The organism is Roseivirga pacifica, from assembly GCF_900111145.1.
Lineage (GTDB): Bacteria > Bacteroidota > Bacteroidia > Cytophagales > Cyclobacteriaceae > Roseivirga > Roseivirga pacifica.
This window is the reverse complement of sequence record NZ_FOIR01000001.1, coordinates 1,591,708-1,612,796: the sequence shown is the minus strand read 5'-3', so window position 1 is coordinate 1,612,796 and position 21,089 is coordinate 1,591,708. Positions and strand designations below refer to the sequence as shown.

At 42.0% G+C, this 21,089-nt stretch carries 14 protein-coding genes; 10 read left to right on the top strand and 4 right to left on the bottom strand.

Annotated features, from left to right (window positions below):
• Positions 1 to 25 precede the first annotated feature (25 nt).
• The 9 genes from BMW98_RS07140 (at position 26) to BMW98_RS07100 (ending at position 15,851) form a co-directional block, all read left to right on the top strand.
• Positions 26 to 1,018, top strand: coding sequence for a glycosyltransferase family 9 protein (locus BMW98_RS07140; protein ID WP_090258241.1), 993 nt, complete (start codon positions 26 to 28; stop codon positions 1,016 to 1,018).
• Between the two features lie 65 nt (positions 1,019 to 1,083).
• Positions 1,084 to 2,376, top strand: a complete 1,293-nt coding sequence (locus tag BMW98_RS07135; protein WP_090257818.1) for an aminopeptidase P N-terminal domain-containing protein — start codon at positions 1,084 to 1,086, stop codon at positions 2,374 to 2,376.
• Position 2,377: 1 nt separating this feature from the next.
• The gene (locus BMW98_RS07130) at positions 2,378 to 2,815 is read left to right on the top strand and encodes a GNAT family N-acetyltransferase (protein ID WP_090257817.1); all 438 of its coding nucleotides are present in this window, start codon (positions 2,378 to 2,380) and stop codon (positions 2,813 to 2,815) included.
• Entirely contained in the window at positions 2,816 to 3,229 is a 414-nt protein-coding gene (locus BMW98_RS07125; protein WP_090257816.1) for a RidA family protein, read from the top strand. It abuts the gene before it with no gap.
• Between the two features lie 143 nt (positions 3,230 to 3,372).
• The gene (locus BMW98_RS07120) at positions 3,373 to 3,918 is read left to right on the top strand and encodes a mechanosensitive ion channel domain-containing protein (RefSeq protein ID WP_090257815.1); all 546 of its coding nucleotides are present in this window, start codon (positions 3,373 to 3,375) and stop codon (positions 3,916 to 3,918) included.
• A gap of 58 nt (positions 3,919 to 3,976) precedes the next feature.
• Entirely contained in the window at positions 3,977 to 5,296 is a 1,320-nt protein-coding gene (locus BMW98_RS07115) for a DNA recombination protein RmuC (protein ID WP_090257814.1), read from the top strand.
• 254 nt (positions 5,297 to 5,550) lie between these two features.
• A complete protein-coding gene (locus BMW98_RS07110) occupies positions 5,551 to 14,082 on the top strand; it encodes a collagen-binding domain-containing protein (protein ID WP_090257813.1) in 8,532 nt (2,843 codons plus the stop codon).
• Positions 14,083 to 14,166: 84 nt separating this feature from the next.
• A complete protein-coding gene (locus tag BMW98_RS07105; RefSeq protein WP_090257812.1) occupies positions 14,167 to 14,544 on the top strand; it encodes a co-chaperone GroES in 378 nt (125 codons plus the stop codon).
• Between the two features lie 206 nt (positions 14,545 to 14,750).
• Positions 14,751 to 15,851, top strand: a complete 1,101-nt coding sequence (locus BMW98_RS07100) for a fatty acid desaturase family protein (protein WP_090257811.1) — start codon at positions 14,751 to 14,753, stop codon at positions 15,849 to 15,851.
• Between the two features lie 75 nt (positions 15,852 to 15,926).
• Here the strand turns inward: BMW98_RS07100 and hemB are convergent, their stop codons facing one another.
• From hemB to BMW98_RS07080, 4 genes are read right to left on the bottom strand one after another with little or no spacing between them, the layout of a single operon-like run.
• Positions 15,927 to 16,895: a porphobilinogen synthase gene (gene hemB, locus BMW98_RS07095; protein ID WP_090257810.1), complete on the bottom strand. Its 969-nt coding sequence runs from the start codon at positions 16,893 to 16,895 to the stop codon at positions 15,927 to 15,929.
• 12 nt (positions 16,896 to 16,907) lie between these two features.
• On the bottom strand, positions 16,908 to 17,246 hold the full coding sequence (locus BMW98_RS07090) for a DUF4870 domain-containing protein (RefSeq protein WP_090257809.1): 339 nt from the start codon (positions 17,244 to 17,246) through the stop codon (positions 16,908 to 16,910).
• A gap of 1 nt (position 17,247) precedes the next feature.
• Complete coding sequence (locus BMW98_RS07085; RefSeq protein ID WP_090257808.1) at positions 17,248 to 17,457, bottom strand: helix-turn-helix domain-containing protein; 210 nt, start codon at positions 17,455 to 17,457, stop codon at positions 17,248 to 17,250.
• A 2-nt stretch (positions 17,458 to 17,459) separates the two neighbouring features.
• The gene (locus tag BMW98_RS07080) at positions 17,460 to 18,101 is read right to left on the bottom strand and encodes a DUF2975 domain-containing protein (RefSeq protein ID WP_090257807.1); all 642 of its coding nucleotides are present in this window, start codon (positions 18,099 to 18,101) and stop codon (positions 17,460 to 17,462) included.
• A 96-nt stretch (positions 18,102 to 18,197) separates the two neighbouring features.
• Here BMW98_RS07080 and BMW98_RS07075 point away from each other — a divergent pair, with 96 nt between their 5' ends.
• Positions 18,198 to 21,071 (top strand): TonB-dependent receptor, encoded by a 2,874-nt coding sequence (locus BMW98_RS07075; RefSeq protein ID WP_090257806.1) that lies wholly within the window; start codon positions 18,198 to 18,200, stop codon positions 21,069 to 21,071.
• Positions 21,072 to 21,089: the final 18 nt, after the last annotated feature.

Sequence of the window (21,089 nt, the reverse complement as noted above, 5' to 3'; positions counted from 1 at the left end):
CCCTTATCTTTACCGCGCAAAGTCTATGGAAAAACCTAAGTTTCTAGTCATTCAAACCGCTTTTATTGGCGATGTAATTCTTGCCACCGGTGTTTTGGAAAAACTCCATGCCCATTTTCCCGGTGCGCAAATCGATTTTATGGTGAGAAAAGGCAACGAATCGCTGCTAAAAAACCACCCCTTTCTGCACAAAACTTGGGTTTGGAACAAAAGTGACGGCAAGTACAAAAACCTACTGAAACTGACAAAAGCCATTCGGAAGGAAAAGTACGATTACGCCATTAACGTTCAGCGTTTTGCCAACTCTGGTTTTGTCACGGCTTTTTCTAAGGCCAAAACAAAAATCGGGTTCGATAAAAACCCTTGGTCTCGCTGGTTCAATATTGCTGTTGAACACCAAATAAACAATGGCATGCACGAAGTAGAACGCAACCAAAAACTGATTGAGTCAATTACCGACTCGGTTGCCGAAAACCCAGTGCTTTACCCCAGCGCTACCGACTTTGAAAAAGTATCAGAATACAAGCAGGAACCCTTCATCTGCCTAGCGCCTGCATCAGTATGGTTTACCAAGCAAATGCCGAAGGAAAAATGGATTGAGCAAATTCAAACCACACCTTTCCAAGGCAACATATATGTAATAGGAGCGCCAAGCGATGCTGACTTGGCCGATGAAATTATAGCCAGAGGTAATCGGGACAAGGTTTTTAACCTTTGCGGCAAATTGAACCTTTTACAGTCGGCAGCACTCATGAAAGATGCCGCCATGAACTACGTAAATGATAGCGCACCTATGCACTTGGCCTCTTCAGTAGATGCCAAAACCACAGCCATTTTCTGTTCTACCATTCCTGAGTTTGGCTTTGGTCCATTAGCGAGCGAATCGCATGTGGTGGAAGTAAAAGAAAAACTGGCTTGCCGACCCTGTGGCTTGCATGGCAAAAAGGCCTGCCCCGAAGGCCACTTTGACTGTGGGTTTAAGCTAGAAATGGAGCAGCTGCATACGGTTTTAGACTAAGTCTGTCCGCGGCTTTTCATTCCTGTACTTTTACTGATTAACTTAGGCGCATAAACAAAAAACCTATGCATAAATACGAAGCAATCGGTAAAGATCTATTCATTCGCAATCGCGAAAAACTTGCAGCCAAACTCAAGCCCAATTCTGTGGTGGTGGTCTGCTCAAACGACATTATGCCAACCAATGCAGATGGCACCATGGCTTTCCGCCAAAACAGCAACATGCTCTACCTTTCTGGTATAGACCAAGAAGAGTCTATTTTGGTAATCGCCCCTGACTTCCCTGACCCTAAGTTCAGAGAAGTACTTTTTGTGCGAGAAACCAACGAGCACATTGCCGTATGGGAAGGCCACAAATACACCAAAGAAGAAGCCACTGAAGAGTCTGGTGTCCAAACCGTGCTTTGGAAAGAAAACTTCGAGCAAACTTTCAATACCATACTTGCCGAAACTGAAAACATTTACCTCTACCAAAACGAGCACATTAGAAACAGCACCGAGGTAGAAACCCGCACCGACCGATTTAACAAGTGGTGCCATGCTACCTACCCAAATTACGAGTATGAGCGCCTAGCACCAATCATTTATGATTTGCGCACCAAAAAGGAGAAGCGCGAAATCGAAATGATGCAGGTAGCTTGCGACATTACCGAAAAGGCATTCCGCAGAGTTTTAAAATTTGTGAAGCCAGGGGTAATGGAATACGAAATCGAAGCAGAACTCCTGCACGAATTCATTCGCAACAGATCCAAAGGATTTGCCTATACACCAATTATAGCAAATGGTGGCAATGCCTGTGTATTGCACTATATTGAAAATGCCGACAGCTGTAAAGATGGCGACCTTATTCTTATGGACGTAGGTGCCGAATATGGCAACTACAATGCCGATATGACCCGTACCATTCCAGTAAACGGCAAATTCAACAAGCGCCAAAGAGAAGTTTATGATGCTGTGCTCCGCGTAAAGAAAGAAGCTACCGCCATGCTTACCCCAGGCAACCGCATTCCTGAATTCCACAAAGAAGTGGGCAAAATAATGACCAGTGAACTGATTGGTCTTGGCCTGCTTGACCAAACAGATGTAAAAAACGAAAACCCTGATTGGCCAGCTTACAAAAAGTACTTTATGCATGGTACTTCGCACCATATTGGGCTAGATGTGCACGATGTGGCAAGCATTTACACAGAGTTTACTCCGGGCATGGTTTTCACTGTTGAGCCAGGAATTTACATTCCGAACGAGGGCATTGGTATTCGTTTGGAAGATGATATGCTAATCACTGAAGACGGTCAATTCAACCTAATGGGCAACATTCCATTAGAGGCTGAAGAGATTGAATCAATCATGAATTCATAAGATGAAAATCACCATCGAGCCGGCCGATATGCGTGTTGCCATTAAGGTGCTCAGCGACTTACCAGAGTTCGACCCCATGTTTGAATTGGAGTACTACAACTCCAAAATCAAAACTACAGACCATCTTATTTTGGTTGCTTCTGTAGACGGTCAACCGGTTGGCTGCAAGCTTGGCTACGATCGCTTTAAAGACGGATCGTTCTACAGCTGGCTCGGTGGTGTACTTCCTGATTACAGGAATTTAGGAATCGCCAAAAAACTAGCCCAAGCCCAAGAAAAATGGGTGAAAGAAAAGGGGTATGCCTGCATTAAATTCAAAACACTTAACAGGCACAAAAACATGCTTCAGTTTGCTCTGAATAACGGTTTTAGCATTTATAATGTAAAACCACAAGACGAATTGGAGAACTACAGAATAGAGTTAATTAAGCATTTTTAGATGGAAAAATTTAACAGCGAAAAAGCTCCAGAACCAGTTGGTTTGTATCCTCATGCTCGCAAAGTAGGCAACCTGCTTTTCCTTTCGGGTGTTGGACCAAGGGAAAGAGGTACTAAGAAAATTCCTGGTGTTGAATTAGACGAGCATGGCAACATTACCTCTTACAATATTGCCGAACAATGTCATTCTGTGTTTAAAAATGTACGCCTGATTCTAGAAGCATCTGGCAGTAGCTGGGACAAACTGGTTGATGTAACTGTTTTTCTCACCAACATGGATGCAGATTTCAAAACTTATAATGCCATCTATGCTGAATACTTCAAAGACAATCAGCCCTGTAGAACAACGGTAGAAATCAACAAATTACCTACCCCTATCGCCATTGAACTGAAGTGTATTGCTACAATTGATTAAGTCCCAATTCCGACTTAAAAAGTCCCAAGCTGGGAGCTTGAAGAAAATTAATATTAGAACAATACGCATTTAAGTAGGGTTTACACACAAAATAACGTAATTGGTATGCTGATTGATGCTAATCAGCACCAACCACCAACTCTATGTTAGAAAAAGTACCCACTAATATAAAGCGCTTAATTCACCCGCTATCGAATGCTATTTGCGGCATGGTCCTCAAGGTATTTAAGCCTTTCAAACATGGCGACTTTTTAGAGGTTCGAGGAAAACTCGGAGCAGTTAAATCCCGAGGAATAAGAAAAACCACGCTTGCCTCAATAGATGGCAAAGAAATCGAACTAAACAACACCGTTTTTTATACCGGGCCTTTCCACAATCTCACGGCTAAAAATATTGTACAGCTTGACCTGAAAGTACAGGTGAACTACCAAAGTGACATGGCTGCCGTAAAGCAAACCATTATGGACTTTTTGGCTCAGTCCCCCCACATTCTAAAAACACCTACGCCAAAAATTAAGGCAGGTAAACTCAGCGCGAATTATCTAGAACTAAACATCTCACCTTGGTGCACACTAAACAACTACGATGCACTGAATTTAACAATCAAACCACACCTAATGGAACACCTTGACAAACAAGGTTATCTGGCCAATACAGCCTTACACAAAAACAAAGTGCGCTTCGCTTAAAGCACATTAAGCCTTTCAAGCTAAAATCAATGCGATATATTTGTGGAAAATCAAGTATATGGAATTCGTTTGGCTTTTTTCTGGAGTAATTTTAGGGGCAATCATTGGTTGGTTAATTGGGCGTGTTAAAGGCAAGGAGCAAGTCGACCACGAGCCAGAGTTAAACCAACTTAACAACCAATTGTCTCTTGAGCAGGAAAAAAACAAGCTACTCAATAATGAGATAAGCGAGTTAAAACCACAACTGAATAGCGAGAGAGAAAAAGCCGTAAAACTAAGCAATGATTTAGCCAGCTTAAATGCCGACCACCATAACTTAAAACAAAGACTGGAAGAGCAAAAAACTGAAATTGAGCAACTTAACGATAAATTCACCAAAGAATTCAAACTGCTGGCAAACGAGATTTTTGAAGAGAAAGGGAAAAAATTTGCCGAGCAAAACAAAGTTAACCTCACCGAAGTATTAGGACCGCTAAAAGAGCGAATAGGTGAGTTCCAGAAAAAAGTAGAAGACTCTAATAAGGAAGATGCCGAGCGAAATGCTGGACTGGTACAGCAAATCAAAAACCTTAGTGAGTTAAACAAACAAATTACCAAAGAAGCCGAAAACCTAACAAAAGCACTAAAAGGAGATACCAAAACTCAGGGTAACTGGGGCGAAGTAATTCTGGAAAGAATTCTTGAAAAGTCAGGACTTGAAAAAGGCAGGGAGTATGAAACGCAAGTTTCGGAAACAGGAGAAGATGGCAAGCGCTATCAGCCTGATGTAGTGGTACACCTACCCGATAACAAGCACATTATTATAGATAGTAAAGTTTCGCTGGTTGCCTATGAGCGCTTTGCTAACCTAGAGGATCAAGGCGACCAACTAGCACAACTCAAACTTCATATCAACTCCATAAAAGCACATGTAAAAGGGCTAAGCGAAAAGAGTTATCAAAACCTGTATGGCTTAGAAGGACTTGACTTTGTTTTGCTCTTTATTCCAATTGAACCGGCATTTACACTCGCTGTTCAGCACGATCCAGAGCTATTTAACGAAGCCTATGCTAAAAACATAGTAATAGTAAGTCCAACCACACTTATTGCAACTTTGCGCACTATCTCTTCTATATGGAAGCAAGAGTACCAAAACAAGAATGCACTGGAAATTGCACGCCAAAGCGGTGCCCTTTACGATAAATTTCAGTCATTCACCGAAGACTTACTCAATTTGGGAAAACACCTATCTCAATCGCAGAAAGTATATCAAGAATCCATGAAAAAACTCACGGAAGGTAGAGGAAACCTTGTAAACCGTGCGGAAAACATCAAAAAACTAGGTGCAAAAACCGCAAAACAGATCGACAACCGCCTTATTGAGCGTTCTCAAGACTAAAAACCCACTGCGTAGAAACACCTGATTTTGTAAAATCAGCTTGAAATACAGGTGTTTATGGTTAAATAAATTTCGTTTTAATGTATGTGAAATGCAGATTTTTGTATATTCGTGCACTTTCACCAATCTATCGCCTAAACATAACTCTGCCGAGGAGGATATGTGCATGGTAAAAAGCTGTTGTAGAGCTGTTTAGAACGATAGGAGGATCGACCAACGACCAACTGAGCCTTTAACCAAAACACTGTAATACTATGCGCACATATGTACTCTCCCCACGGAGGTCTGCATATTTCTTTAAGGTATTGTTAACACTAAGTCTGGTAATTCTGACTAGCAATACTATCCTAGCTCAAACCACCACGGTTCAACTAGAGTTGAATCAAAATGGCTTCTCTACGCTAGACCTCACACAATTTGATAACTGCCTCGGACTATCCGAAGGAGTTACCGTTTCCGCAGATAAGCAACTATTCTCTTGCGATGATCTTGGAGAAAACACCATAACGCTTACATCGAAAGACGGAAGCGAAAACATTTGTACTCAGCAAATAACTGTTTCGGTTGTAGATAAGTTAGCCCCGGTAGTTGTTACGCGTAATATCACCAAGTACATAACGAACGGCAGTATAACCATTACGCCTCAAGAAGTGCTAAGAATGAACTGTAGTGGCGGTGGAATATCGATGATATTAGATGGCAACAACAGTCAATTTATTGAAGCCGCTCCAAACGGAGATGAAGCCCCACTTTTCGAATCGGCCAGCTGTACCTACGACAATTGTGGAATAGCCACCTATAAACTAGATAAGTCAACTTTTACGTGTAATGACGCTGGACAAAACCTAGTAACAGTTACTGTTACCGATCATAGTGGTAATAAAACATCGGCAACTGCCATTGTTACAATTAAAGACAATCAGGCTCCTCAGGTTTATGCAAACAACCTTACAATTGAACTAGGAGCTGATGGCAACGCGATCATTACACCAGAAATGGTTGATGACAATTCAATAGATCCTTGTGGAAACCTAACCCTAGAGCTTTCTAAGTCAGTTTTTTCATGTGAAGACCTAGGTGATAATCAAATATCGCTGATTGGTACTGATGACAGTGGCAACACATCTACTGCCCAAGCAACAATAACTATAGTTGATAACCTGGGCCCTGAAGTAGTAACTCAAAATATCACAATTACACTAGACGACAACAACCAAGCAACATTGGATCCAATGGATATTTTGGTGGTTTGTGATGATGCGGTAATTGACCTAGAAAGTGACGATGATGATGACGGAGGCGATTTCGATTTTGGCGGTTTCGAATTCGGTGGTTTCGATTTTGGAGGCTTTGACTTTGGAGGATTCTCTCCTAGCAATCAAGATTTCGACATTGTACCTGCAACAGGAATCTACAGAGCTCCTTCTCCTTTTATAGTAAACAGCTATTCTGGCGAAGGATGCACTGCAGACAATTGTAAAATCACTGGCATAGAAGCAAATATTACAGAGTTTGACTGTAATAACATTGGCGAAAACATTGTAACTGTAACCGTAACAGACGGTGAAGGAAATTCGACAGAGGCAACAGCAATTGTGACCATTGTAGATGAAATTGTTCCAGTTGTTACCGCTCAAGATTACACGCTAAATCTTGATGAGAACGGAACCGCTACTTTAACGGTACAAAACGTTGAAACAAGCAGTTCAGACAATTGCTCAATTGTTTCAAAAGAGCTTTCTAAAACGGTATTTACTTGCGATGACCTAGGCACCAATACCGTAACACTTACAGTTAAAGATGGCAGTGGAAACGAAGCTTCTGAAACTGTTACAATTACGGTTCAAGACAACATTGCTCCTACAGTAATCGCTCAGGACATTGAAGTTTACCTAGATGAAAACGGTAATGCATCAATTACAGTAGAAGACATTAACAATGGCTCTTCTGACAACTGTAGCCTTAGCTTAGCGCTTGATAATTTAGCTTTCGATTGCAACGACCTTGGCACAAATACAGTAACACTAACTGGAACCGATGGCTCTGGTAACACAGCAAGTGCTTCAGCAACAGTTACTGTAAAAGACAACATCAACCCTATTGTTACCGCTAAAGACTTCCTTGGCTACCTTGATGCCAATGGCGAATTGACCATCTCGCAGAATGATGTGGTAGAGACACTTTCAGACAACTGCTCAGTTGTTAATGTTACTATCAGCAAAACGGAGTTTGGTTGTGCAGAACTTGGCGAAAACACGGTAACCATTACTGTAACCGATGCTGCTGGTAATACGGCTATAGCTACCTCGACTGTAACTATTGAAGACAAAACTGCTCCGGTAGTAACAGTGCAAAACGTTAGCCTAAACCTTGACGCAAGCGGAAACGCTACTTTGGAAGTTTCGGATGTTGAAACCAGCAGTAACGACAATTGCGGTATCGCTTCTAAAGTACTTTCTCAAACAGCATTCGACTGTGATGATTTAGGTACAAACACTGTTTCATTGACGGTAACTGATGCTTCAGGAAACGAAGTAATTGAGGAGTTCACCGTAACGGTAGTTGACAATATTGCTCCGAACGTAGTAGCGCAGGATGTAACGGTTTATTTGAACAGCAATGGTGAAGCCTTGATCTCCGTTCAGGATGTAAACAACGGTTCTACTGATAATTGCAGCCTAACACTTGAGCTTAACAAAACAAGCTTTAATTGTAATGATCTTGGCGCCAACACAGTAACCCTAACAGGTACCGATGCTGCCGGCAACACCGCTTCTGCAACAGCTACCGTGACAGTAATCGACAATATTGCTCCGGTTATTCAAACCGTTCAATCTTTAAATGTTGAGCTTGGCGAAGATGGAACTGTAACCATTACTCAACAGCAAGTGGTTACAAGCGTTGGTAACGACAATTGTGGCTCAGTAAACATTACTATCAGCCAAACAGACTTCGACTGTGATGACCTTGGTGAAAACACCATAACAGTGACAGCCACTGATAGCAATGGAAATACTACTACGACTCAAGTAGATGTATTCATTATTGATCCATCGACACCTGTATGGACTAACCCAACATCGGGCGGCTCAACCTCAGTTACAAACGCCAACCCGCTAAGCCCAGCATTGAACTTCAACGTATTCATCAAAGAAGACGTAACATTCAAAAGCAATGAAACTGAAGGCGCTGTTGCCCTTGGAGGTGACCTAACTATCAATGGCAACTATCAAGTTTCTACTAATAGCATTGGAAGTTTCCAAGTACAAAATGTGCCGGTTACGCTAGTTGTTGGCGGAAAAGTAAACTACACAAGTGGTAACTCATTGCAGGTAAATCAGAATGGTTATGCAAAAATTGGTGAGCAAAATGGCTCTAAGGTTTGGTACCAAGACATGAATGGTGCTTACACCACCATGCGCGTAACCAAAAACAATAATTACAATAGCAACCCAAGGCTGCACCTTCAAGCACATGCCAATCAGTTGGGTGTTAGCGAACAGAACAACCATATCTTCGAAGCCAATGTAATTGACTTTGATGCTGCCTTTACGCAATTCGAAGCAAGCTCCGAAGCCATGAGCCAATTGGCTAATAATGCCAACCTTACCAATCCAAACGGTCAGCCTATTAGCAATACAAACCTTCCAAATCAGGTTAAAATCAACCTTCAAGATGGATTGAATGTGCTAAATGTAACCGGCAGCGACTTGAACAACGTTTCTGTTTTCACTTTCAACAACCAGCCAAGTGCCAACAGAATCTTATTGATTAACGTAGATCAGCCGGGTAGCTTCTACTGGAACGCCTACAACACAGGTGGAATTGGAGAACATGTAGCTCCTTATATTATCTACAACTTCCACAATACTACTTATTTACAAGTACAAGGTAATGGCTCTTTAATAGGCTCTCTGTTTGCTCCATTTGCTCACATCAACAAAACCAGCCACAACAACATCTCTGGTCAAATAGTGGGTAAATCAATGATGCAAGCTTCTGGCGAAAACCACATGTTCGCCTTCAACGGAGAAATTGCGGGTGAAACCTCTGGAGGAGAAACAACTGAAATAACACAAGGAAGCACTGTTACTAAAAGTGTAGACGAAGCGAATTGTTCTTATACAGTTCAAGGAACTGAGTTTACGCCTGGTGCATCTGACACCTTCTGCTCTGAAGTAAGCCTGAGCTACACACTTAGCGGTGCTACTACCGGAACAGGTACAGACCTTGCAGGTGTGGCCTTTAATGTCGGCACTACTACCGTAACTTGGACTGCTACTGATGGACAGAACACTACAACATTTAGCTTTAGCGTACAGGTTGAAGATACAACTATCCCTACTGCAGTAGGACAAGACATTATAGTGAACCTTGATGCCAATGGCAGCGCCTCAATTACGGCAGCACAAGTAAACAACGGTAGCAGCGACAACTGCGGAACACCAAGTTTGGCAATTGATAAAACGAACTTTACTTGTGCCGATTTAGGCGAAAACACGATAACGCTTACCGCAACCGATGCGAGCGGAAATGAAGCCTCAACAACAGTAACCGTTACTATCGTTGATGACATTAAGCCAACGGTAATCGCTCAGGACATTGAAGTCTACCTAGACGAAAACGGTAATGCATCAATTGCGGTAGAAGACATTAACAATGGCTCTTCTGACAACTGCAACCTAAGCTTAACGCTTGATAATCTAGCTTTCGATTGTGCTGATTTAGGCACAAATACAATAACACTAACTGGAACCGATGGCTCTGGTAACACAGCAAGTGCTACAGCCACAGTTACTGTAAAAGACAGCATCAACCCTATTGTTACCGCTAAAGATTTCCTTGGCTACCTTGATGCCAATGGTGAACTGACCATCTCGCAGAACGATGTGGTAGATGCGCTTTTAGACAACTGCTCTGTTGCTAATGTCACTATCAGCAAAACAGAGTTTGGCTGTGCAGAACTTGGCGAAAACACGGTAACCATTACCGTAACCGATGCCGCTGGTAATACGGCTACGGCAACCTCGACTGTAACTGTTGAAGACAAAACTGCTCCGGTAGTAATAGTACAAAACGTTAGCCTAAACCTCGATGCTAGCGGTAACGCTACTTTGGAAGTTTCAGATGTTGAAACCAGCAGTACTGACAATTGCGGTATCGCTTCTAAAGTACTTTCTCAAACAGCATTCGACTGTGATGATTTAGGTACAAACACTGTTTCATTGACCGTAACAGATGCTTCAGGAAACGAAGTAATTGAGGAGTTCACTGTAACCATGGTTGACAATATTGCTCCGAATGTAGTAGCGCAGGATGTAACGGTTTACTTGAACAGCAATGGTGAAGCTTTGATCTCCGTTCAGGATGTAAACAACGGCTCTACCGACAATTGCAGCCTAACACTCGAACTTAACAAAACAAGCTTCGATTGTAGCGACCTTGGTACAAACACTGTACTTCTTACGGGTACAGATGCTTCTGGCAATTCAGCGGCTGCCTCGGCTATAGTTACCGTGGTTGATGCTATCAACCCTGTTGTTACCGCTAAAGACTTCCTTGGCTACCTTGATGCCAATGGTGAATTGACCATCTCACAGAATGATGTGGTAGATGTGCTTTCAGACAACTGCTCTGTTGCTAATGTTGCTATTAGTAAAACGGAGTTTGCTTGTGCAGAACTTGGCGCAAATACTGTAACCATTACAGTAACCGATGCGGCTGGTAATACGGCTACAGCAACCTCTACTGTGACCATTGAAGACAAAACTGCTCCGGTAGTTACAGTGCAAAACGTTAGCCTAAACCTTGATGCTAGCGGAAACGCTACTTTGGAAGTTTCGGATGTTGAAACCAGCAGTACCGACAATTGCGGTATCGCTTCTAAAGTGCTTTCTCAAGCAACATTCGACTGTGATGATTTAGGTACAAACACTGTTTCATTGACGGTAACTGATGCTTCAGGAAACGAAGTAATTGAGGAGTTCACCGTAACGGTAGTTGACAATATTGCTCCGAATGTAGTAGCGCAGGATGTAACGGTTTATTTGAACAGCAATGGTGAAGCTTTGATCTCCGTTCAAGATGTAAACAATGGTTCTACTGATAATTGCAGCCTAACACTCGAACTTAACAAAACAAGCTTTAATTGTAATGATATTGGCACAAACACTGTACTTCTTACTGGCACAGACGCTTCTGGTAATTCAGCAGCTGCCTCGGCTGTAGTTACCGTGGTTGATGCTATCGACCCTGTTGTTACCGCTAAAGATTTCCTTGGCTACCTTGATGCCAATGGTGAACTGACCATCTCGCAGAATGATGTGGTAGATGCGCTTTCAGATAACTGCTCAGTTGCTAATGTTACTATCAGCAAAACAGAGTTTGGCTGTGCAGAACTTGGCGAAAACACGGTAACTATCACAGTAACCGATGCGGCTGGTAATACAGCTACTGCAACCTCGACTGTGACTATTGCAGATAACATTGCCCCTTCATTAAGCAGTATGCCTACTAACATTACAGTTCAGGCTACTAATGGCTGCAGCGCAATCGCCAACTGGACAACCCCTCAAGTTTCAGACAATTGTTCAGCTACAATCACCAGCGACTATACTTCTGGCCAGAGCTTTAATGTAGGAACAACCACAGTTACCTACACTGCAACAGATGTAGCAGGAAATACAAGTACGGCAAGTTTCAATGTTACAGTACTGGCTAGCCCAATTACTGTAACACTATCGCCAAACGAGCAAAGCAATGGCTACAATGTTTCATGTTATGGAGCTTCTGATGGTTCAATTACGGCAACAGTTACAGGTGGCTGTGGCTCCTATAGTTATGTTTGGTCAAACGGAACTACCGGCTCAAGTGTATCGAACCTTTCTGCAGGAACCTACTCTTTAACGGTAACTGATGGACAAGGGAACACAAAGTCAGCAACTGTTAATGTTACCCAACCAGATGTACTGGCAGTAAACACTTCAATGACGCCTGTTGCTCCAGGAGGAAATGGAGCAGAAGACCATGTGATTTACCTAGGCTATGGACAACAGTCTGTTACACTAAGTGCTAATGCTACAGGCGGAAGCGGCAACTACAACTATACTTGGTCTCCAAACCAAGCTATGGGCTGTGTGGATGGAAACACTGTAGAAGTGGCCCCTCTCGTTACAACAACTTACTCAGTACTTGTTACTGATGCTATGGGATGTACAGCAACAAAAGATATTACGGTAACCGTAATTGATGTTCGTTGTACTGATAATGATAACGGGGACGATGATGATGATGATCATGGGGACGATGACGATGACCATGGGGATGACGATGATGATGACAGCCATGATAGTGATGATGATCATTACGATGATGACGATGACGATGGCGGCTACCCAGGAGGCGGAAGCGGTTCTGACCAAGACTGTCAATGCGAGGGTAAAATGAAGAACTTCACCGTTGTTTACAACGGTTACTCTGGAGCTACTGTAAAGGCTTACAATAAAAAGAAAAACACAGTCATCAAAACATTCTACAATGTTCAGAATGGCCAATCTTTAAAGGTTGAAGGCTTTGACCACAAAGGTAGACTCGACTCTAAAACCTACTTAAAGGTTGGCAACAGCTATACCGAAATTCACACATCGTGCTCTATTGACATCTTGGGTGAAACTTATGGGCCTTTTAAGGTAATGGAGTACACCGATGGTGAAGGAGTTACCTGTCAGGATCCTGGCTTGTCAGACTTTAACGACAGCGACAATGGTTCCCACAACGATGATGACGATGATGATAGCGGAAATCATGATAGCGATGATGACGATGACGATCGTGATGATGATGATGATGACAAAGGGAAAGACAAGAGTAAAAAGGATAGTGGAAATAGCTATGACTTTGACCATAGTAATGGGTATAAAAACATCAGCACTTCCTCGTCTAACAGATCTTATGGCATGAGCGCTGTCTCTAATAGCCAGAGCACCAGTTCTGACTGTCAATGTGAAGGAAAAATGAAAAACTTCACTGTTGTTTACAGAGGTACTTCAGGTGTTACGGTAAAGGTTTTCAACAAGAAAAAGGATACGATCATCAAAACATTTTACAATGTTCAGAACGGTCAAGAATTAAAAGTAGAAGGCTTTGATCATAAAGGTAGGTTGGACTCAAAGACTTATCTAAAGGTCGGCAATGACTATACTGAAATTCATACTTCTTGCTCAATTAATATTCTTGGTGAAACCTATGGCGACTACAAAGTTATTGAATACACCGATGGAGAAGGCTATACATGTAGCCTAAGCACTAGCGAACCTAATGAATGTGGACTTACCCTAACACAGTGGTCAGGCAATGTTACCATTTGTTACAATGGCCAAGCCATGTGCGTAGAGCAAACACAAGTTGATTTATACCTTAGCCAAGGAGCTACACTCGGAAGTTGCGGGGATGGAAATAGCGCTAAAAATACTGGTAAACTAGTTTCTAACATTGGAGGTGAAGTGACATCTCCATTGCCTGCAATCGAAATAGATATAGACGCTTACCCTAACCCTACTAAGGACTATGCCAACATTACTTTCTCTACCAACACAACTGCAAATGCAAACGTAGCAGTTTACGATACTCGCGGCATGATAGTAGGCAAGCTATTCGAAGGGACAGCAGAAAAAGGTGAAACATACAAAGTAGAATTTAACGGTTCGAACGTGATAAACGGAGTATACCTGATAAGGGTAAACTTGGGTAACCACGTAGAAACCAAAAAGCTTCTGATAAAACACTAAATCAGGTTATAACTCAAACCAAAAGGCCGCATTGTCGGCCTTTTTTTATTTACCCTTTCAAGTATATTTGTCCAAAATTTTCAGATGGAACTTACGGCAGATAACAAGCTAAAGAAGATTATTGTAGTTGGGGATCGCGTGTTGATCAAGCCAAAGAAATCTCCCGAAAAAACCAACGGAGGACTCTACCTCCCTCCCGGTGTTCAAGAAAAAGAAAAGGTGCAAACAGGCTACATCATAAAGGTTGGCCCCGGCTACCCTTTACCGTTGGCAGCAGAAGAAGACGAATATTGGAAGGATCAAGACGAAAAAGTAAAATATATCCCACTACAGGCACAAGAGGGAGATTTAGCCATTTTTCTGCAAAAAGGTGCAGTTGAGATTGTTTACGAAGGCCAAAAGCTCTTCATTGTTCCGCAATCGTCTATTTTGATGCTAGAAAGAGAGCAGGACCTTGTGTAAAATGTAAAGCAGACAGAACGTACGTTTTGTCAATCGCAAGAAATGCCTCAATAATAAACGTAAGTAAATGTATATTTGCTGATTCTTAGTTCGTTCTAAGAAAGCAAGCCCTCGATAAATGTTGCTTTCATTAAAAATGAATCGTATTTTTTCGGTGGTCAAACTAGAGGATTAGTGCCGGCTTTCGGCATAGAATTATAGAATACATGAATCACAAAAGCGTAAGATTTTCTCGGTCAAACCATGCAGACTTTATTGCCGACCTCAGAAAATCCGTTAACAATTATTTCGATACAAAGGACATATCGGTGTACGCCAATGCCAACATGGTGCTCAAAACCGTATTTATGTTCGCCTTATTCTTTGTACCCTACTTCCTAATGATCTTTGGAGTAGTTACCAACAACTACTTGGTACTGCTTATGTGGGTATTAATGGGTTTTGGTACAGCGGGCATAGGTCTTTCCGTAATGCACGATGCGAACCACGGGGCATATTCCAAAAACAAATACGTAAACAAATACCTGAGTTACGTAATGAACATGGTGGGAGCCAGTTCCTTTAACTGGAAAATCCAGCACAATATTCTGCACCATTCTTACACTAACATAGAAGGGATGGATGAGGACATTGATCCAGGTAAATTAATGCGACTTTCTCCGCATGCCCCACTTTTAAAGGTACATAAACACCAGCACATTTACGGATGGTTTTTGTATGGTATGATGACATTCCTTTGGCTTACAACAAAAGACTTTCGCCAGCTCTATCGCTATAAGCAAATGGGGCTACTTAAGTCTCAAAAAAGAACTTACAACGGTGTGTTAATCGAAACAATCATCTCCAAAATCCTCTATTACGGTTATGCATTGGTAATACCTATGGTCTTTATCCAAGCACCTTGGTGGATCATTTTTATTGGCTTCTTCATTATGCACTACATCACTGGCTTATCATTAGGGCTAATATTTCAGCCAGCCCACGTAATGCCGTCTGCCGACTACCCTATGCCAGACGAAACAGGAAACATGGAGAACAATTGGGCTGTTCACCAATTATTTACCACCACCAATTTCGCTCCAAAAAGTAAGTTATTCAGTTGGTATGTAGGGGGGTTGAATTTCCAAATTGAGCATCACCTCTTCCCTAACATTTGCCATGTTCACTATAAAAACATTGCAAAAATTGTTGAGGCGAAGGCTAGAGAGTTTGGCCTACCATATAACAGCGAAAAAACATTCTATTCTGCATTGGTTAAACATGGCCAAATGCTTAAGAAATTAGGGCGTGAGCCGCTCGTAGCTTAAACAAAAAGCAAACGATAAACAAAAAAGGGACAATTTTTCAATTGTCCCTTTTTTGTTTTCTAGCTGCCCCCCTTACTATTTAGCCAACTGAGCAAACTCCTTGGCATGATAGGTTAAAATAATATCTGCACCCGCCCTTTTAATGCTCAAAAGTGTTTCGGCCATGGTTGGCTCATAGCTTAGCCAGCCCTTTTCTGCAGTTGCTTTAAGCATGGCATATTCACCGCTAACATTATAGGCAGCAATTGGCTGTGTATAATTGTCTTTTAAAAGCTTAATTACATCGAGGTAAGCCAATGCAGGCTTTACCATCAAAAAGTCGGCACCTTCATCCACATCTAAATCGGCCTCAATAAGCGCCTCTCTTTGGTTGGCTGGGTTCATCTGGTAGGTTTTCTTATCTCCACTTTTGGGAGCAGAATCTAATGCATCGCGGAATGGACCGTAGAAGGCACTAGCATATTTGGCAGAATAAGACATTATCGAAACATCGGTAAAACCGTTGTCATCCAACACCTCGCGAATATAGCCCACTCTCCCGTCCATCATATCGGAAGGCCCAATAATATCAGCACCACTTTGCGCTTGGGAAAGCGCTTGCTTGCCGAGCACCTCTAAGGTTTCATCGTTCAATATTTTTCCGTCTTGCACTATACCATCGTGACCATCGGAACTATAAGGGTCCATGGCAACATCGGTCATTACAGCTGCCTCAGGAAAAGTATCTTTTACCCTTCGCAAAGCCTTGTGGTAGAAGAAATCAAGATCGTGGCTTTTAGTAGCCAGCTTATCTTTGTGATGCTCGGCCACTACAGGAAAAATATCAAATGCTTTTACACCAAGTTTTAGGCATTCTTCTATTTCATTCAACATTTTATCAATACCCAAACGGTAAATGCCGGGCATTGAATCTACCTCCACTTTTTCGTTTGCCCCTTCTAACAAAAAGAGCGGAAAAATAAAGTCATCAGTAGTTACTTTGGTTTCTTCAACCAAGCTTCTAATTGCAGCTGATTTACGGTTTCTTCTAGGTCTGATATCCATTTCCTTTGCGATTTACTGCACAAAGGTAATACTGAATGGGTATTTAAAAAGCTTTCCTTTATCTGCTTCAATAGTAGCTAGAATAACGCAGATTAGGTTGATAATCGGCAGCACCAAAAGAAATGGTAGACCAATTAAAACCAAGGCCAAAATACCGGCAATGATAGTATAAATAGCCATTGATATTTGAAAGTTGAGAGAGGCTTTAGCATGCATGGCAATTACTTCTGACTCATCTTTTTTAGAGAGCCAAATAATAAGTGGTACGATAAAATTGCCTAACGCTACTGCATAACCTAAAAGTGTTCCTATATGGGCTCCTAATACCCACGGTCTATCCAAATTGCTCATATTATTCTTCGTTTTCAAAAGCTAGTATATCGCCCGGCTGACAGTCCAATGCTTGACAAATGGCCTCTAATGTAGAGAACCTAATCGCCTTGGCTTTTCCTGTCTTTAAGATAGAAAGATTCGCCAAAGTAATCCCCACAATCTCGGCCAGTTCTTTGCTCTGCATCTTTCTTTTGGCCAGCATTACATCCAAGTTCACTATTATGGCCATAATTATATGGTTAGTTCTTGCTCTTCTTTCAACTTAAGGCCATGTGCAAAAGCCTCGGCTATTATAAGTACCAAGAGGCCTACAATTATTGGGGAAGAGAAAATATTTGGAAATAGATTAAACACGCTTCTTACATGTACGATATCAGTAGATACCAAGTATCTATTGAAAAACCACACTTTAACATATGAAGAACCCCAGTCAACAAGTTGACTCAAAAGCACCATTATTCCTATAATCCGCAACCTTACTACATTCTTGTATATAAAGAATGAATTAGCCTTAACTGACCGGACAATATTACTTAACAAAACAATAGTATATAGATAGAGGCCAGCATAGATCAAAACGGGCAATACAACCCCCAACTGTCCAATCGTATTTAGTTCTAAACTAACCCTATGTTCAATTGGCTCTACCTCAAGTACTTCAAAAACGCCCTCCATGCCAGGCCCGGGTTCAATATTGGGGCGATCTACCAAAGATTTAAATTCTTCATTAAGATGAAGGGAGAAGAACCCGTTCCCACCAAGCTTACCAACAAAGAGTAAAACAAGAAACGCTATCAATATAATTACATATAGACCAATCAGTGTATCAAGCAACCAGCTTGATGCATTCAATATAAGCTTCCTCCATTTCATTCTTAAAATTTATTGTTTATCAATAAATATATCTCTTAAAACAATAAAAACAAAACCCAATTAAACCTTCTTGATTTTGTTGCTGTCCAAACCACAATGAAAGCAAGACCTTACTTCCTCATTGTCAGTCTTATGGCAATTTGCTCAATAGCCCAAGCACAGTTTTGGGTAGTAAAGGGTACCGTTTTAGATAGTGCCGAACAAAAACCATTGCAACAGTCTACTGTGGTTTTACTCAACCAGCAAGACTCAACAATGCGTGCCTTTTCCACTGATTTGGAGGGGCAATTTAGAATTACAGGAGTTGCTGATGGCAACTACCAATTGGCCATTAGTTTTGTCGGGTTTAAGAGCTACCAAATAGGACTAGAAGTACAGGGCAAATCGCTCGACCTTGGTAACATTATTCTAGCTGAAGACTTCAAAAGTTTGGATGAGGTAACCGTGGAAGGCTTGGCTCAACGAGTGGTACAAAATGGTGATACCACCGAAATGATTGCTAGTGCTTTTAAAACGAATCCAGATGCGACTGCTGGCGATTTGCTAGAAAAAATGCCAGGCATTGTAGTTCAAAACGGTACTGTACAGGCGCAAGGTGAAACAGTACAACGCGTATTGGTTGATGGCCGCGAGTTTTTTGGTGACGACCCTAACGCAGCCCTACAGAACCTACCTGCAGAAATCATTGAACGCATTCAGGTTTACGATCAGGCAAGCGACCAAGCACAATTTACTGGCTTTACCGATGGAGAAACCACTAAAACATTGAACATTATTACCAAAGCCAGTATGCGCAATGGTGAGTTTGGAAAGGTTTACGGGGGCGTAGGCACTGACGAACGATACAATGTTGGCGGTAGCATCAACTTGTTCAGAGAGAAATCCCGTACCACCATTTTAGCCCAAACCAACAACATCAACATCCAAAACTTTAGCACCAGCGATTTGCTAGGCATTACTGCTGGTGGCAGGCGTGGCGGTGGCCGAGGTGGTCGTGGCGGTGGCGGTGGTGCACCAGGAGGAGGCGGATTCTCTGGGGGCGACAACACCAGCGACTTTCTGGTAGGCCAAGAATCGGGTATATCGGAAACGAAAGCCTTCGGAATAAACTACTCTTATGAACCAACCGATAAACTAAAGCTTACAGCTAGTTACTTCTTTAATCAATCGGACAATAATGCCAATGAGCAGCTTTGGAGAAGTTATACTTTGCCAGAAAACGAGGGGCAAACTTATGATGAGCTAAGCCTGAACGAAAGCACCAACATCAATCACAGGTTCAGTGCAGAATTGGAATACAAGATTGATGATAAGAACTCGATTATTGTTCGCCCTAGGCTTACCCTGCAAAACAATTCGGGTATCTCTTCTACTAGCGGACAAACCATGAGTTTTGACGATTTGCTCAATGAAAGCAACACATCTAACTCATCGGACCTTACCGCATATACATTTAGCAATAACCTTTTGTACCGTCATGCATTCGAAAAAAGAGGCCGAACTTTCTCCATTAACCTCAACACGAATATGAATGGTAACACAGGTGATGCTTACCTTCTTTCAGAAAACATATTTTACGCGGATAACGACAGAGAAGTAAACTTCAATCAGAATTCGGATCTTTTACAAGATGGGCTTAACCTTCGCGTGAACGCCACATACACCGAACCATTGACCGATAAAAGTCAACTATTGGCCAGCTATCAATATGGCTACCAATACACCGATTCGGACAAAGAAACCTATGATTTTAATGAAGGCACCGGAGAATACTCTGACCTAAACACAACGCTTTCAAACACATTTAAAAGCGATTATGTTACCCATAGTGCTTCTCTTGGTTACAATTTAAGGGGCACAAACGCGAACCTTTCTTTAAGAGCCACTTTTCAGAATGCCAATTTAGACAATGAGCAAACTTTCCCGCTAGAAGGCACTACAGCTCGAACTTTCAACAACTTTTTGCCTACAGCCAACTACCGTTACAGGTTTAGTAGAGGCGAATCGCTGAGCATAAATTATCGCACCAGCACTGATGCTCCATCGGTAACGCAGCTACAAAATGTAGTTGACAACACCGACCCATTGAATATTTCGGCAGGTAACCCTACTCTTGACCAAGCTTACCAGCACGCTGCAACGGTTCGCTACAACAAAGTGGACATGGAAAGCTCAAGCAACTTTTTCACCATGTTTAGTGGTACCTATTCCGATAATTACATTGGCAATACCACTGTAGTGGCTGGCAGCACTCCTGTAGAAGTTGATGGAATTACATTAGAACCTGGAGCACGCTATAGCAAGCCAACTAACCTAAGCGGCTATTGGAACATTCGCAGCTTTATTAGTTATGGCTTACCATTAGGGGGAATAAAGTCTAACTTGAACTTCACTGGCTCACTCTCATACAACAAAACCCCAGAAGTAATTAATGATGAACTGAACTACGCAAAAACCCCAACTGCAGGACTAGGCCTAGTACTAAGCAGCAACATTAGTGAAAAAGTTGACTTCACGCTTTCGAGCAACTCCAGCTTTAGCAACGTTACCAATACACTTGACGGCATTGATGCCACCAGCTACTTTACCCAAAGTTCAAGGTTAAGAATGAACCTAATTTTTGGTAAGGACTGGGTTTATAGAACCACGGTAAACCATACATTATACTCTGGTTTGTCCGAAGGTTACGACCAAAACTTCGTTTTGTGGAACATGGAGTTAGGTAAGAAGATTATTCAGCAAAAAGCAGAAATTAAATTGAGCGTATTCGATTTATTGAAGCAGAACCAGAGTATTAGCCGTAGCGTAACCGGCTCTTATATTCAGGATAGCCAAACACAAATTCTTACTCAGTATTTTATGTTAAGCTTTGTGTTTAACATTAGAAGTTTCGGGCAAGGCGAAGCCCCTCAGCTAGACGATAGAATGCAGCGAATGCAAGAAATGCGTCAGCGTTTTGGTAGAGGTTAAGTTTAGTAAAGTTGTCAA